This is a genomic window from Streptomyces sp. CB01881, assembly GCF_002953255.1.
GTDB lineage: Bacteria > Actinomycetota > Actinomycetes > Streptomycetales > Streptomycetaceae > Kitasatospora.
In genome coordinates, this window is the sequence record NZ_CP026498.1 from 5386948 (window position 1) to 5400592 (window position 13645).

Here is a 13645-nt window from a genome sequence, read left to right on the forward strand (position 1 = left end):
CGGACGACGGAAGACGGCCCCGGTGCCGAGCGCGGGGCTCGGCACCGGGGCCGCGGGTGGTGCGGGCGGGCCGGTCAGTACGCCTGGTAGCCGAACAGGTCGACGACGATGTGCACCGGGGCGTTGCTCGCGTTGTAGAACGAGATCACGCCGTCCTTCACCGGGACCACGACCTGGTTGGGGATCGTCTCCCCGGGCGTGAAGTTGAGGTTCGAGGCGTTGGGCCGGGCGTCACCGTGCGGGTACACGGTGAGGTGGCCCTCGGTGCCCGGCTCGGTGACCGTCACGTTCAGGGTCACCGCGGCGACGTTCGGGATGTCACCGAGCGGGATGTCCAGCGTGCCCCAGGCCGGGACGGGGCCCGCCTGGCGCTCGCTGGCCTCCCAGCGGGTGTACTCACGCGTGTCGATCTGCCGCCACGGCCCGGCCGGGCGGTAGCTCAGCTTGCCCTCGGCGGTGTAGTAGCCGGCGAGGTCGGCGATCAGGTGCACGGTGCCGCCGGAGGCGTTGTAGAAGGAGACCTTGCCGTCCTTCACCGGGAGCGTCACCAGGTTCGGGATCGTGCGCCCGGCGGTCCAGTTGAGGTTGGAGGCGTTCGGCGCCTTGTCCCCGTGCGGGTAGACGGTCAGGTGGCCGTCCGCCGTGGGCTCGGTCACCGTCACGTTCATCGTCACCGCGGTCACGCCCGTCGCCGGGACCCCGGCGACGCCCGCGACCGGCAGGTCGACGGTGCCCCACGCGGGCACGGCCTGCGCCGCCGGGACGCCGATCGGCTCACGGGTGTCCAGCAGACGGGTCGGGGCCTGCGGGTGGAAGAGGTAGCCCTTGGTGCCGTAATAGCCGGCGAGGTCGGCGATCAGGTGCACGGTGCCGCCGGAGGCGTTGTAGAAGGACACCTTGCCGTCCTTCACCGGGACCGTCACCAGGTTCGGGATCGTGCGCCCGGCGGTCCAGTTGAGGTTCGACGAGGTCGGCGCCTCGTCGCCGTGCGGGTAGACGGTCAGGTGGCCGTCCGCCGTGGGCTCGGTCACCGTCACATTCATCGTCACCGCGGTCACGCCCGTCGCCGGGATCCCCGCGACGCCCGCGACCGGCAGGTCGACAGTGCCCCACGCCGGGACGGCCTGCGCCGCCGGGACGCCGATCGGCTCACGGGTGTCCAGCAGACGGGTCGGGCCGGCCGGGGTGAACGCGCTGCCCACGTCCAGGTTCTCGTAGGCGCCGCGGTCGCGGATGCCGGTGCCGGTCCCGCTGTTCGGCACGGTCACGTCGTCCGCGGGGGCCCAGCCGCCGCGGTCGGACGGCAGCATCCCGGGGGCGGTCTCGTCGGCCGAGTCGACCGTGTGGTTCAGCGGCGCGTTCGGGCCCTTCTGGGACCACGACGGGGCGACGAAGTCGTGCGCGCCCTGGCCGGTGTTCGCGGTGAACTGGTCCTGGGTGGTGAACGCGGTGCCGGCCCACTGGTAGGCAGCGCCGCCGCTGCGCGAGTCGACGACGTTGTAGTCCACCTTGGTGTCCCGGGTGGAGTCCGCCCCGACGGTGATCCCGGTGGCCCTGGCGGCCTGGGCGTCGCACGACTTGTCGCTGTCCCGCGCGGTGTCCACCACGTTGTTCTCGACCACCGCGCCGGACGACGCGCCGTCCAGCACGATGCCCGGGAAGCAGCGCGAGCCGATGGTGTTGCTCACCACGACGGTGCCCGGGGCGTCCTTGACCAGGATCCCGGTCATCTCGTCGTTGTAGTTGGGCTGCACCATGTTGGTGGTCACCACCGTGCCGGTGGAACCGCCGTCCACGGTGATCGCCGGCCCCTGCGTGTAGATGTCGCCCCGGCCGAGGGTCACCTTGTCGGAGGCGTTGGTGATGTGCGCGCCGAGTCCGCCGGTGACGGAGACGTTGTCGAACGCCACGTCCCGGGCACCGTCCACCACGAGGGACGTCTTCTGGAAGGTCCCGACGATGCTCAGGTTCTCGAACCGGAGGTGCTCGGCGCCCTTGACGGTGAACCCGTTGATGGGCTTGTCCCACGCACCGAACCTGACGCCGCCGCCCGGGGTGTGGTCGTCGTTCTTCTTGGCGCGGAAGGTGATCGGTGCCTCGGCGGTGCCCGACCGGGTGATGGTCAGGCTCTCGCTGTAGGTGCCGTCGGCGATGTCGACGGTCTGTCCCGGCTGGACCACGGCCGCGGCGGCGCCGACGGTGCAGTACGGCGCAGCCTGGGTGCCGGTGCCGCTGTCGGTGCAGTTGGCGCCGGCCGCGTTGTTCACGTAGAGCGTGGTGGCCGCGGCGACCGCGCTGTTGGCTCCGACGGCCGGCAGGCCGACCGTGCCGAGCAGCGTCGCACCGACGGCCAGCGCTATGCGGGTTCTGGAAATCGAAGCCCCCCTGGGCATGACGAAGCGCTTTGGCGCATTCCGACCCTCGGACGTCCGAAAATGATCGAACGGAGGGCGGAGCGGATCATTCCACAGCGGACCCGGCCACGCCAGCAGGATTCAGCCACCCACGGGGACGGCCCCGGTGCCGAGCGCGGGGCTCGGCACCGGGGCCGTCGGGGGTACTGCCGGGAGCGCTGCCCGGGGTCCCGCCGGGGGTGCTGCGGGGGTGCTGCAGGGGTGGTCAGTACCGCTGGTAGCCGAAGACGTCGACCACGGGGTGCATCGCGGCGCCGCGAGACGCAACACCCGGCCGGAGTGGGAAGTCGGACCGGCCGACTTCCCACTCCGCCGCTCGACTGCTGCGCCTCAGCGGCCCGGGCGGACGGTGATCTCGGTGATCTCGGCGTCGCGCGAGGCGTCGAGCGCGGCGAGGACCGCCTTCGCCACCGACTCCGGGTCGATCCACCTGTCGGCGTCGTACGCCTTGCCCTCCTGCTGGTGCACCTTGACCTGCATCGCCGTGGCGGTGCGGCCCGGGTACACCGAGGTGACGCGGACGCCGTGGGCGTGCTCCTCCTGGCGCAGCGAGTCGGCGAGCGCCCTCAGCCCGTGCTTGCTCGCCGCGTACGCCGACCACTCGGCGTGGGCGTTGAGGCCGGCGCCGGAGTTCACGAAGACGACGTGGCCCTTGACCAGCCGCAGCGAGGGCAGCAGCAGCCGGGTCAGCTCGGCGGGCGCGACCAGGTTGACGTTCAGGGTCTCCTGCCAGGCCTTGACCGGCAGTTCGCCGACCTGGCCGAGCTCGACCACGCCCGCGACGTGCAGGAGGGAGTCCAGCTCGACGGGCAGTGCCTGGTGACCGAAGGCCCAGGAGAGCTTGGCCGGGTCCTTGAGGTCCCCGACCAGGGTGTTCGCCCCGGGGAAGCGCTCGCGCAGCTCCGCGGCCCGGCGGGCGTCGCGGGCCAGCAGCCAGAGGTCGTCCCCGCGCTCGGCGAGGCGTTCGGCGAGGACGGCGCCGATGCCGGAGCCCGCGCCGGTGATCAGATGTGCAGCCATGGTCCGGATCCTCTCAGGCCTTGAGCTGCTCGAAGACCTGCGCGGGGGTGTCGGCGAAGGTGATCAGGTCGCCGAGCGGGCGCGGCAGGAAGCCCTCGGCGTCCATGCGCTCCAGCTGGGTGCGCATGCCGCCGTAGAAGCCCTCGGTGTCGAGGACGACCACCGGCTTGTCGAACATCCCGTGCTTCTTGAGCTCCAGCACCTCGGTGACCTCGTCGAGGGTGCCGAGACCGCCGACCAGGACGACGATCGCGTCCGCCCGGGCCGCCAGCTCGGCCTTCCGCTCCGCGAGGTCCCGCGTCATGACCAGCTCGTCGGCACCGACGTACCCCTTGTGCTTCAGCATGTCGACCATGACGCCGACCAGCCGGCCGCCGGCCTCCTTCACGCCGTCCGCGAGCAGCCCCATCAGGCCGGCGTTGGAGCCGCCCCAGACCAGGGTGTGCCCGCCCTCCCCGAGCAGCCGGGCGAATTCGGCGGCAGGGCCGGTGTAGCGGTCGTCGAGGGAGTACGCGGAGCAGAAGACAGTGATGTTCATAGTGCGATCTGGTCTATCACGCCCGGACACCCCCGCCCACCGCCTTTCCGCTCGGAGCGTCAGTCACCGTACGGCACGAGATCCGCCAGGCTCAGCGAGAAGCCGAAGGGCTCCGGGATGCCGATCGCGTCGCCGAACTTCCGGTCGCTGCGGGTGTGGTACCGGTCGTGGTTCGGCTCGGAGAACAGCGTCACCGTCTGCTGGCGCGGGTCCACGATCAGATAGAGCGGGATGCGCATGACGGCGTAGTCGTGCAGCTTGTCCATCCAGTCGTTGCCCGGATTGGACGGCGAGACGATCTCCACGGCGATCAGGGCCTCCGCGGCAGGGGCCTTGTTGCCCGGCTGGGAGAGGACGTCCACGGGAAGGTAGGTCAGGTCCGGCTCGCGCCCCTTGGAGACGTCCGGGCTGACGATTTCACTCCGCTCGCTGGGGAGATAGCCGTCGGGGGCGTGCCGCTCGAACTGCCTGCGCACCTGGGCCACGTTGAGCTGGTGGATGTTCGACGGTGACGCCTGCATGATCAGCGTGTCACCGGACCATTCGATGCGGACGCCTTCGGGGGCGATCCGCTCCAGCTCCTCGACGAAGTCGCGGTGCTGCTCGTAGAAGGTCATGCCGTCCTCTCCGGAGGGTTCCTCGGACATCATCGGCGGTTGCGCATCCGACGGCCACCAGCCAAGCACGCGCCGGCCGTCGTGGGTACGGATGCGGATGCCCGGTGCGGCGTCGTCCCGAAGCGCGTCCAGCAGGCGCACGGCGTAGACCTCGGCCATGCGGTCGGACACCTCGGCCGGCGTGAGCCAGGCGACGGCGGTCGACTCGGCCGAGAGCTGCTCGGTCCCGCCCTTGGGGTGGCAGCGGAAGACCAGGGCGACGACTCCACGGTTGATGTTCTTGTAGACGCCGGTCAGCCGGTCGACTGCGACCTTGATCCCCGTCTCCTCGTAGACCTCCCGGCGCACCCCGTCCTCGATGGATTCGGTCAGCTCCAGCACTCCCCCCCCGGAGGCTCCCAGGTGCCGTTGTCGGCCCGGCGGATCGCCAGTACCCGGCCGTCCTCGCGCACCACCGCTCCCGCGACGGACACCGAGTGGAGCGGCGTTGACCGGGGCGGTCCGGCACGGTCACTCATGCGCAGCAGGATAGAAGCTCCGGGCCGCGCGGGCATGTCGGCCCGAGAGGTCACCCAGGACGGCCACCAGGCCGGCGGCGAGACGGTCCGCCGGGGTGGCAGCGCGGGCACTCTCCGACCGGTGGGACGCCAGGCGGGCGGCGAGCCAGCCCGGGGACGCCCAGCCGTCCCGGAGGGCCGTGATGGTGACCCGGCGCAGCAGGTCGTCCTCCGGGACGACGCGGGCGGGCCCCTGGAGGTCGGGCGGCAGGTGCTCGATCATCCGCTCCCAGGCCGTGGGGTCGGGCAGCGGCCGTACCGGCGCGGGCCGTTCGCCCGCGCGCGGAGTGGTACCTGTCACCACAACAGCAACCATCTGCCTTTCCTGGTAAGGGACTTCCTGGTTCTGTCCGCACATGCGGAGCTTCGAGCCTTCACGTGCGGACTCGCCCGAATCCGCAGGTGCGGACTTCCGCTCACCGCAGCACGGCCTCGGCAGCACCGCACGTGCGGACTTCACCGGCTCCGCATGTGCGGACTTACCGGCGTCGCAGCGGAGTTGCTCCTGCTTGACCCGCCGGGCGTCGGCGCGCAGGACGGCAAGGGCGGCATCCCAGTCGGGGACGCCGCCCAGGGGCATGGTGACGGCGTAGCCGCGCACGCGGGCGCCGGAAGGGCCGTGGACGAGGGCCAGGACCCCGGCGGCCTCGGCGGCGCGGTAGAAGCCGGGGACGGAGTCCTTGGAGACCCGGCAGGCGCGGGAGAACCAGAGGTTGGAGGGTGGGCAGTGGAGGTTGGTCCCGTCCGCGTCGGCCTTCTGCGCGGCGTGCATGAGGAAGAGGACGAAGGACGACCCGAGGGACTTCCAGGGCCCGCCGGTCGGGACGCTCTGCATCCACTGCCCGACGCGGATCCGGAACTCATTCGCGGGTGGGGTGCCGGTGGGCCGGGCGAGGGCAAGGGCTTCGGTGGTGACGACGTGCACGTTCAGCCTTTCGTGGCCGATATGCGAGCCGGACGACAGCCCTGCTGGCATACTGGCCGTGGTGATAAGTGCGTGCGCCGGAACCGCCAAGTTACAGACGCATGCAGGAATGGCCACCGCCCAACTGGGCGGTGGCCATTGCAGTTTACGCCGATAGAGCAGCGGATTTGACGGACAGTCATAGATTCACTGCGGTGAGTGCTCATGCGAGGAGCCAAGACCTCATCCCGCAGAAGCAGCGAAGCTCAGGAGCAGCGCCCCGCGGGCTCCCCCGGCCTACCGTCGGCAGACCAAGAGGCCACCGAGGCAAGCGATCTTGAATGATCCCTTCTCCGCGATCGTGTCGGCGGCGATGTCGTGCGCCCGGCCGACGGTTTCCCGGAAGGGGACGCCGCACTGCTCGGCCCACGCTTCATAGGAGGCCAGGTGGGCTACGAGCGGGGCGGGGTCGGTGACCTCGATGATGCCGGGCAGCTCTCGGACCCGGACCTCGCCGAACACCGCCCCGAGGTAGTCGGGTGCCTTCTCCAGGGAGAATCGTGAGCTGAGGGAGACCCGCTCTGGCCCCACCGGGATGCCCAGGACGTCACCTGCGGCTCTCTTCCAAAGCTGGTCGAGTTCGCGCTTGTCGGTGTCGCTGTTGGTCGATACGAGGAGCGTGCCCTCAGGATTGAGGACACGAGCAAGGTCGTTGATCGTGGCCTCGATGTCGCCAACGTGGTACAGCATGTGCAAGGCCAGGACGGCGTCGGCGCTGCCGTCCGCGAAGGGCAGCGCCTGGGCATCGGCGACAAGTGCAGGCTTCTCCACCTCTGCGAGGATGCCGGCCGAGATATCCACGCCCACGACCCGCAAGTCGGGACGATCCCTGTGCAGGCGGCTGACGAACTTGCCGTTGCCGCAACCGACGTCCAGCACGGTCCCACTGGCATCAGCCAATTCCTCGACAACTATCCCGGGCAGGTCGTACTGCGGCTGCTGCCATCGGTAGATCGACTGGCGTGCGGCCAGGTGGCGTCCATCGGCGTATGCACTGTGAGTGAGAACCGCCTTGTCGGCGATTGCGGCGTCCTGCTGTGCGGCATTGCTCGTCACGTGACCGGCTCCGAAGGGCTCGTGAGTGCTGGGCGAGAGCAGACTTCTCTGACATTCTCCCGGAGGCTCAGGATCAATGGGGAGCCCGCATAGACAGGCTGGGCGAGACGGGCACTCAGTGCGCAGAGACGAGTGGAGATACTTGCAGTCCGCCGGTCCGGTGAGGCATCGAGCACAACCGAGAGCTTCTCCTGGACCCCGCCGAAGTCCCCTTGCGCGAGATGGGCATTGGCAAGGTCGAGGCGGGCAGCCAGCAGGTCGCCGGAGGACTGTTCGCTCTGGGGTGCAGTCTCGTACAAGGCGATAGCCATGGACGATGCCTCAACGGCTTGGTCCACGTTCAGACGGCTGCCCAGGGCCAGGAAGGCGGTACCTGCGTAAGTCCACTGCTTGGCCTCAGGGAACGTGAACACGCCGGGGAGATCCACGACAGCTGAGGCCTCATTCCGTGCAGCCGCCGCTGCCCGAACCGCTCGCAACGCGCTTGCGTTGTCGCCCAACGCGGCGGCGGCGCGGGCTTCAAGGCTGAGCAGACGGGCCGCGATGGTCCCGCCATCCGCGTACGGCAGTCCGGATCTCGCAACCTCAGCGGCCTCGCGGTGGTTCTGCTGCCAGTAGGCGATCAGAGACTGGACGGATCTGACCCAGGCCCGAAGCCCGTTGTGGCCGGCGGATTCCGCGCAGCGCCACGCAGTACGCGAGTGTGTGGCTGCGGCCCCGTACTGGCCAAGGTCAAGGGCTACGTGAGTGGCCAGCCCGCAGAGGCGTCCAGCCTGCAAGTACAGGTGGCCTGCCTGGTAAGGCTGTTGGCGCCCTCCGAGTAACTCGAAGACCGCTCGCCGCAGGGATCCGATCTCGTGGAAGATCTCGGGGACGGGCTTGCTGACGTAGTCCGCCGCCAGTCGGGCAATGTCCGCGTCGATTTGTTCCAACAGTGTGTCGTCCACATTGGAAGCGCTCACACTGCGAAGAAAGATCGCGGACTCCTCCGCATCCGCCGCCACCGCGGCAATTATCGAACGATCATCTGGGCTGATGCGCTGGTTGGGCTCGCGGGCGGCGCCCTCGTCTGTCTCGCTGTGGGTGCGTGCGACTGCTTCAACCGGCGCCGGCGCCGCCGATAGCAGAGCCGCCAGCTGATCAACCGAGACCTTGAGCGCGCGAGCGAGCTTCGGCCGCATCCAGGGCTGCGGCGTGCTTCTGCCGGTCTCCCACCGTCCCACGGTCGTACGGTCGACCTGAACAGCTTCAGCCAGCGATTCCTGGGTATGGCCGACGGCCTCCCTGCGCTGGACGAACTGATGCCTCTTGGATGCCATCCGACCCCTCCCCGTATACGCAGGTTCGTCCGTAGCCAAAACTCGCCAGGTCATCCCCGGGGTTGCAGCATGGACGCCTCAGCGCCGCAGCAATTCTGCTCTGGTTCATCGTCTTTGAAAGCGGTTCTGTATAGCCCTGCCGGTGAATCCAGATGCGGATCGGCTCGCTGCCGTCCTCGCCCTGGTGAAAGGTTCGTACTCATGTCCGTCACCACTCGCCAAGCCATGAGGGCGGATACGAGCCAGGGCACGGCATGGCTCAGAAAATCGTAGTTCCGTCGCGCCTTCCCGTGGTCACGAACGGCCAGATCTCAGCCGTATCGGGGACTACATCCCCGTGACTCCGACCAGTGCACACGCCATATCTCCCCCTTTGGAGCCGTCATGTTGCGCGCGTTGCTGGAGGCCCACACGCCTCCCGAAGCCGGATCAACGTCGCTTCCAGCCGCGCAGGAAGCGCAGCTGCCCTACAAGCCTCAGTCGGTCGGCCAGGCCCGGCGGCTGGTTCGCGAGGCGCTGACGGCGTGGGGGTTGGGCCACCTGATCGACACCGCCGCGTTGGTCACCAGTGAGCTGGTGACCAACGCCGCCAAGACCGGCTGTCAGCTCCTCATGACCGTCACCGTCGAGCGCATCGCCAAGGCGACCGTCCGCGTCTCGGTGCGGGACGGGTCGCGGGCCCTTCCCGTGTTAATCCAGGCTTCCGACGACGACGAGGGCCACCGAGGCCTGAGCCTCGTCCATCGGCTCACCGGCGGCCGGTGGGGAGTCACCGTCGAGCCGCTCGGCAAGGTCGTCCATGCCGACATCGCTCGGTGACCGAACTGCCCGCGGCCCAGCGCCCCAACGATGTCGAAGCCGTCGAACCACTCCGTGTCTGGACCGCCTGCGCCGTGTCGGTGACCGCCCTGCTGCACCTCGCCGCAGCCGCGCTCGTGCTGACCACGCGCTCCCACTGAACTCCCGCCCGTGCCGCCGGGCCGGCGGCACGGGCGGGGCGCCACCACCCGACCAACCGAACGGATCACCACCATGGCCACCCCGCACCCCCGCCGCCCGCCCCCTCCTCCCGGGCAGGTCAACCCGGCAATAGGCAGTAGCCCTATCGGGTCCCGCCACCCGAGAACAGGCAATCCCCAGTGACAGCGGGACCATCCCCGCGGGCGGTCGCGCGCCCTCGGGGAGCCGCCGCCCGGCATTCCTCCCGGAGGATGCGAGAGGTGGCCATGCAACACCTCGGCAGGCGACCGCCTGCCGGCCAAACCAGCACGGAGGTACGGGACATGGGCAAGCGCGGAGGCGGCTCCGGCGACGGCAAGGGCGGCGGGCAGCAGGACGACAGCAACAAGGGCGCCGGCCACGGCGGCGGCGGTTCGGACGAGGGCGGCAACACCTCCGACGGCCAGAGCCCGGCGGGCGGCGGCGGTAAGTGACCGGCGAGACGCACGAGGAGGCGGGCCCTCTGGGGCTCGCCTCCGCGCTGGTGGCCGGCGGCGCGCTCTCCTCGGACTGGCTCCCCTCCTTCAGGGCGGTGCCCCGCGAGCTGTTCGTCCCGGACCGCATCTGGCCGGGCATCGCGGACGGCACCCGGCAGAACCCCGCCGTCCACCGCTCACAGGACCCCGAGGCGTGGCGGAGGGCCGTCTACTCGGACATCCCGCTCACCACCCAGTGGGACGACGGGGACCACGAAGGCGACGGGCTCGGCACGACGCCGACCTCGTCCAACTCCATGCCGACCATGGTCTTCTCGATGCTCCAGGACCTGGACGTGCACCCGGGTAACAGGGCACTAGAGATCGGTGCCGGGACCGGCTGGAACGCCGGCCTCCTCGCCCACCGCCTGGGCGGCCCCAACGTGGTGACCGTCGAGTACGACCCGGACGTCGCCCACCGCGCCCGGGAGAACCTGACCCGGGCCGGGCTCGGGCCGACCGTGGTCATCGGCGACGGGCGGGCGGGGTGGGCCGAGGGCGCTCCCTACGACCGGCTCATCGCCACGTGTTCCCTGCTGGAGATCCCTCCGACGTGGCTGGAACAGACGGCCCCCGGCGGGATCATCGTCGCCCCGTTCGGCACCGAGTACGGCGGCGAGCACATCGTCCGTCTGACCGTCCACGACGGCGGAACCTGCGCGAGCGGGCGGTTCACCCGGGGCTCCGCGTTCATGCGACTCCGCCAGCAGCGCACGGACCGGCCGCTCTTCGAGGCCTACCTACGGGGAAAGCCGTGGCCCGCCGACGGGGTGAGGAGCGCAACCGCCCTCGCCCCGCCGGACACCGGAGGGTGGTTCGAGCAGTTCGTCATCGGCGTCGGCGTGCCCGGCGCGTTCTGGAGGGTGGAGCGCTACGAGGACGGCGCGTACACGCTCTGGCTCTACAGCCGCGACACCCGGTCGTGGGCCTCCGCCGACTACGAGCCGGGCCGCACGGAGTACGAGGTGTACCAGTCCGGCCCGCGCAGGCTCTGGGACGAGGTGGCCGGCGCGTACCGGTGGTGGGCCGGCCGGGGCCGCCCCGGTTATGAGCGGTTCGGCCTGACGGTCACCGCGGGCGGGCAGTTCGTCTGGCTGGACTCCCCGAACAACCCCGTTCCGCAGCACCCGTGACATCCCCCAGGGCCCGGCCGCCCGGACGGCCGGGCCCTGAAAATCCGGACTCGCCCGTACCGGACGCCCCGGGGTGTCCGCGTCGGCGTCCTCCAGGACGGGGACAGAGGCTGCCAATGAACTTCAGGGCCCCGGAGGATGCAACCACTTGACCGCCGTCACACAGGGCTACCGGGTGAATACCGTTGCGCTTGCTTCGTTTGTTGCGGATACTTCGACTAGGCGACTCGATGGGAAGAGGGGACCCGATGGCCACCACCACGCAGGGCCGCAAGCTGGAACCGGGCGTCATCAAGGCCCAGGACGCCAAACGAGCACTACGCCGCATCAACGAGTACCTCTCCCTGACCGAGGGCAGCAACGAAGACATCCAGGTCCACCTGGAGATCGGCGCCCAGGATGAGGCGCTGATCCTGCCGCGACCGGCGGCCGAGCTGATCGCTGCCATGCTGGCAGCGCTCGCAAGCGGCAAGGGCGTGCAGATCATGCCCTTGGATACGGAGCTCACGACTCAGCAGGCAGCCGACATCCTCAATGTGTCGCGGCCCTACCTCATCGGGCTTCTGGACGACGGAAAAATCCAGTACCGCCGTGTCGGAAGGCACCGGCGTATCCGCGTCGAGGACCTCATGCGTTTCAAGCGTGAGGACGACCAGCGTCGACACGACGCAGCCAATGAACTGGCGCAGCTCGGACAGGATTTGGGGCTGGACTGACCGATGGCCTTCGTCGTCGCATATGACTCATGCGTGCTGCACCCGAACGTGGTCCGTGACCTGCTGATTCGAGTGGCACAAGCGGGCATGGTGCAGGCCAAGTGGTCCGAACAGATCCTGGACGAGATGAGCCGTGCCCTGCATGAGCAAAGGGGGACCGAGCCCGACAAGCTGCAGCGCTTACGGCAGCTCATGAATGACTCGATTCGTGACGTCTGCGTAACGGGCTACGAACCTCTCGTTGAGATGCTCAAGCTCCCCGACCCGGACGACCGCCATGTGCTTGCAGCGGCAATCAGGAGCAAGGCACAGGTGATCGTCACCGACAACCGCAAGGACTTCCCGCCCGCCACACTCGCAGAGTGGGGTGTTGAGCCGAAGAGTGCCGATTCGTTCTTCCTTGACCTGCTCGGTCTCGACGACCGGATCATCTACGCCTGCGTGCAACAGATCGCAGAGTCGCGCCGCAACCCTCCGGAATCGGTCGACGGCATCCTGGAGCACATGGAGCGATCCGGCCTACGCCGGACTGTCGCTGCCCTGCGCATGGGGCCAGGCTCAGTCTCCCAACTGACCGACGAGGCGGACGAATAGCCCTGAAGGCCCCGAGAAGCCCCGTGAGTGCCATGACGCGGGCGGGTCGGGGCGGGCGGTGCCCGCCCCGACCCGCCCGTACCGCCGGACTACGCGTTGACCGCCGGGCGCTCCGTCGTGGCGATCGTCGCGGAGCCGACGACGCGGGTGCCGTCGTACAGCACCACGGCCTGGCCGGGGGCGATGCCGCGCACCGCGGAGTCCAGGCGGACGTGGAGCTCGCCGTCGACCACCGAGGCGGTCACCGGCACCTCCTCGCCGTGGGCGCGCAGCTGGGCGGTGTAGCGGCCGTCGGCCAGCTCCTCGGTGCCGCACCAGCGGGGGCGGATCGCGGTCAGCGCGGTCACGTCGAGCCCCTCGACCGGGCCGACCGTCACCGTGTTGTTCACCGGCGAGATGTCCAGCACGTACCGCGGCTTGCCGTCCGCCGCCGGGCGGCCGATCCGCAGGCCCTTGCGCTGGCCGATGGTGAAGCCGTACGCGCCGTCGTGCTCGCCCAGCTTGGTGCCGTCGGCGTCGAGGATGTCGCCGGTGGCCGTACCGAGGTGCTTCGCCAGGAAGCCCTGGGTGTCACCGTCCGCGATGAAGCAGATGTCGTGGCTGTCCGGCTTCTTCGCCACCGCCAGGCCCCGGCGCTCAGCCTCCTCGCGGATGACGTCCTTGGTGGTGTCGCCGAGCGGGAAGAGCGAGTGGGCGAGCTGGTCGGCGTCGAGCACGCCCAGCACGTAGGACTGGTCCTTGGCCGCGTCCACGGCGCGGTGCAGCTCGCGCGAGCCGTCCGGCAGGTCGACGATCCGGGCGTAGTGGCCGGTGCAGACGGCGTCGAAGCCGAGGGCGATCGCCTTGTCGAGCAGGGCGGCGAACTTGATCTTCTCGTTGCAGCGCAGGCAGGGGTTCGGCGTCCGGCCGGCCGCGTACTCGGCGACGAAGTCGTCGATCACGTCCTCGCGGAAGCGCTCCGCGAGGTCCCAGACGTAGAACGGGATGCCGATCACGTCGGCCGCCCGCCAGGCGTCCCGGGAGTCCTCGATGGTGCAGCAGCCGCGCGCCCCCGTACGGAAGGACTGCGGGTTGGCGGAGAGCGCCAGGTGGACGCCGGTCACCTCGTGCCCCGCTTCGACGGCGCGGGCGGCGGCGACGGCGGAGTCGACTCCGCCGGACATCGCCGCGAGCACGCGCAGGCGGCCGGTGGACGGAGTGGTCGGGGCACCCGGGAAGTCAGTCATGATGCCAGTAAGCGTA

Annotated in this window: 14 protein-coding genes and 1 pseudogene; 6 read left to right on the top strand and 9 right to left on the bottom strand. The window is 69.8% G+C overall.

From position 1 onward, the window contains the following. Positions 1–74 precede the first annotated feature (74 nt). The 8 genes and pseudogenes from C2142_RS13305 to C2142_RS13340 all read right to left on the bottom strand — a co-directional run bounded on the left by C2142_RS13305 (position 75) and on the right by C2142_RS13340 (position 8485). The gene (locus C2142_RS13305; protein ID WP_148642831.1) at positions 75–2393 is read right to left on the bottom strand and encodes a right-handed parallel beta-helix repeat-containing protein; all 2319 of its coding nucleotides are present in this window, start codon (positions 2391–2393) and stop codon (positions 75–77) included. A gap of 351 nt (positions 2394–2744) precedes the next feature. After that, positions 2745–3434 carry an SDR family oxidoreductase gene (locus tag C2142_RS13310; RefSeq protein WP_148642832.1) on the bottom strand — a complete coding sequence of 230 codons (690 nt, stop codon included), beginning with the start codon at positions 3432–3434 and terminating at the stop codon, positions 2745–2747. 13 nt (positions 3435–3447) lie between these two features. Then, positions 3448–3972, bottom strand: coding sequence for a TIGR00730 family Rossman fold protein (locus tag C2142_RS13315; RefSeq protein WP_148642833.1), 525 nt, complete (start codon positions 3970–3972; stop codon positions 3448–3450). A gap of 59 nt (positions 3973–4031) precedes the next feature. Beyond that, positions 4032–4622 carry a Uma2 family endonuclease gene (locus C2142_RS13320; RefSeq protein ID WP_346766434.1) on the bottom strand — a complete coding sequence of 197 codons (591 nt, stop codon included), beginning with the start codon at positions 4620–4622 and terminating at the stop codon, positions 4032–4034. A gap of 30 nt (positions 4623–4652) precedes the next feature. After that, a pseudogene (locus tag C2142_RS13325) lies at positions 4653–5107 on the bottom strand (NUDIX hydrolase); the annotation flags it as partial. Continuing rightward, positions 5100–6122, bottom strand: a complete 1023-nt coding sequence (locus C2142_RS13330) for a hypothetical protein (protein WP_148642834.1) — start codon at positions 6120–6122, stop codon at positions 5100–5102. The pseudogene C2142_RS13325 and the gene C2142_RS13330, both read right to left, overlap by 8 nt. 225 nt (positions 6123–6347) lie before the next feature. Beyond that, a complete protein-coding gene (locus tag C2142_RS13335; protein WP_148642835.1) occupies positions 6348–7166 on the bottom strand; it encodes a class I SAM-dependent methyltransferase in 819 nt (272 codons plus the stop codon). Continuing rightward, positions 7163–8485: a helix-turn-helix transcriptional regulator gene (locus C2142_RS13340; protein WP_162002465.1), complete on the bottom strand. Its 1323-nt coding sequence runs from the start codon at positions 8483–8485 to the stop codon at positions 7163–7165. Before C2142_RS13340 ends, C2142_RS13335 begins: the two co-directional genes overlap by 4 nt. 384 nt (positions 8486–8869) lie before the next feature. Here C2142_RS13340 and C2142_RS13345 point away from each other — a divergent pair, with 384 nt between their 5' ends. From C2142_RS13345 to C2142_RS13370, 6 genes are all read left to right on the top strand, one after another. Further along, positions 8870–9304 (top strand): ATP-binding protein, encoded by a 435-nt coding sequence (locus C2142_RS13345; RefSeq protein ID WP_148642837.1) that lies wholly within the window; start codon positions 8870–8872, stop codon positions 9302–9304. Further along, entirely contained in the window at positions 9301–9444 is a 144-nt protein-coding gene (locus tag C2142_RS13350) for a hypothetical protein (RefSeq protein ID WP_153882779.1), read from the top strand. The genes C2142_RS13345 and C2142_RS13350 overlap by 4 nt, the downstream gene beginning before the upstream one ends. 324 nt (positions 9445–9768) lie before the next feature. Next, on the top strand, positions 9769–9918 hold the full coding sequence (locus tag C2142_RS13355) for a hypothetical protein (RefSeq protein WP_174315642.1): 150 nt from the start codon (positions 9769–9771) through the stop codon (positions 9916–9918). Then, entirely contained in the window at positions 9915–11093 is a 1179-nt protein-coding gene (locus C2142_RS13360; RefSeq protein WP_148642838.1) for a methyltransferase domain-containing protein, read from the top strand. The genes C2142_RS13355 and C2142_RS13360 overlap by 4 nt, the downstream gene beginning before the upstream one ends. Positions 11094–11341: 248 nt before the next feature. Further along, positions 11342–11809, top strand: coding sequence for an excisionase family DNA-binding protein (locus C2142_RS13365; protein WP_148642839.1), 468 nt, complete (start codon positions 11342–11344; stop codon positions 11807–11809). Between the two features lie 3 nt (positions 11810–11812). Beyond that, positions 11813–12403 carry a PIN domain-containing protein gene (locus tag C2142_RS13370; protein ID WP_148642840.1) on the top strand — a complete coding sequence of 197 codons (591 nt, stop codon included), beginning with the start codon at positions 11813–11815 and terminating at the stop codon, positions 12401–12403. Between the two features lie 89 nt (positions 12404–12492). Here C2142_RS13370 and mnmA read toward each other — a convergent pair whose 3' ends face one another. Next, positions 12493–13629 (bottom strand): tRNA 2-thiouridine(34) synthase MnmA, encoded by a 1137-nt coding sequence (mnmA, locus tag C2142_RS13375; RefSeq protein ID WP_148642841.1) that lies wholly within the window; start codon positions 13627–13629, stop codon positions 12493–12495. Positions 13630–13645: the final 16 nt, after the last annotated feature.

Excerpts from the sequence above, each read along its gene's own strand:
- C2142_RS13310 (WP_148642832.1), bottom strand. The coding sequence starts at position 3,434 with ATGGCTGCACATCTGATCACCGGCGCGGGCTCCGGCATCGGCGCCGTC.
- C2142_RS13355 (WP_174315642.1), top strand. The coding sequence starts at position 9,769 with ATGGGCAAGCGCGGAGGCGGCTCCGGCGACGGCAAGGGCGGCGGGCAG.
- mnmA (WP_148642841.1), bottom strand. The coding sequence starts at position 13,629 with ATGACTGACTTCCCGGGTGCCCCGACCACTCCGTCCACCGGCCGCCTG.
- C2142_RS13320 (WP_346766434.1), bottom strand. The coding sequence starts at position 4,622 with ATGATGTCCGAGGAACCCTCCGGAGAGGACGGCATGACCTTCTACGAG.
- C2142_RS13340 (WP_162002465.1), bottom strand. The coding sequence starts at position 8,485 with ATGGCATCCAAGAGGCATCAGTTCGTCCAGCGCAGGGAGGCCGTCGGC.
- C2142_RS13370 (WP_148642840.1), top strand. The coding sequence starts at position 11,813 with ATGGCCTTCGTCGTCGCATATGACTCATGCGTGCTGCACCCGAACGTG.
- C2142_RS13330 (WP_148642834.1), bottom strand. The coding sequence starts at position 6,122 with ATGCCAGCAGGGCTGTCGTCCGGCTCGCATATCGGCCACGAAAGGCTG.
- C2142_RS13305 (WP_148642831.1), bottom strand. The coding sequence starts at position 2,393 with ATGCCCAGGGGGGCTTCGATTTCCAGAACCCGCATAGCGCTGGCCGTC.
- C2142_RS13365 (WP_148642839.1), top strand. The coding sequence starts at position 11,342 with ATGGCCACCACCACGCAGGGCCGCAAGCTGGAACCGGGCGTCATCAAG.
- C2142_RS13345 (WP_148642837.1), top strand. The coding sequence starts at position 8,870 with ATGTTGCGCGCGTTGCTGGAGGCCCACACGCCTCCCGAAGCCGGATCA.
- C2142_RS13315 (WP_148642833.1), bottom strand. The coding sequence starts at position 3,972 with ATGAACATCACTGTCTTCTGCTCCGCGTACTCCCTCGACGACCGCTAC.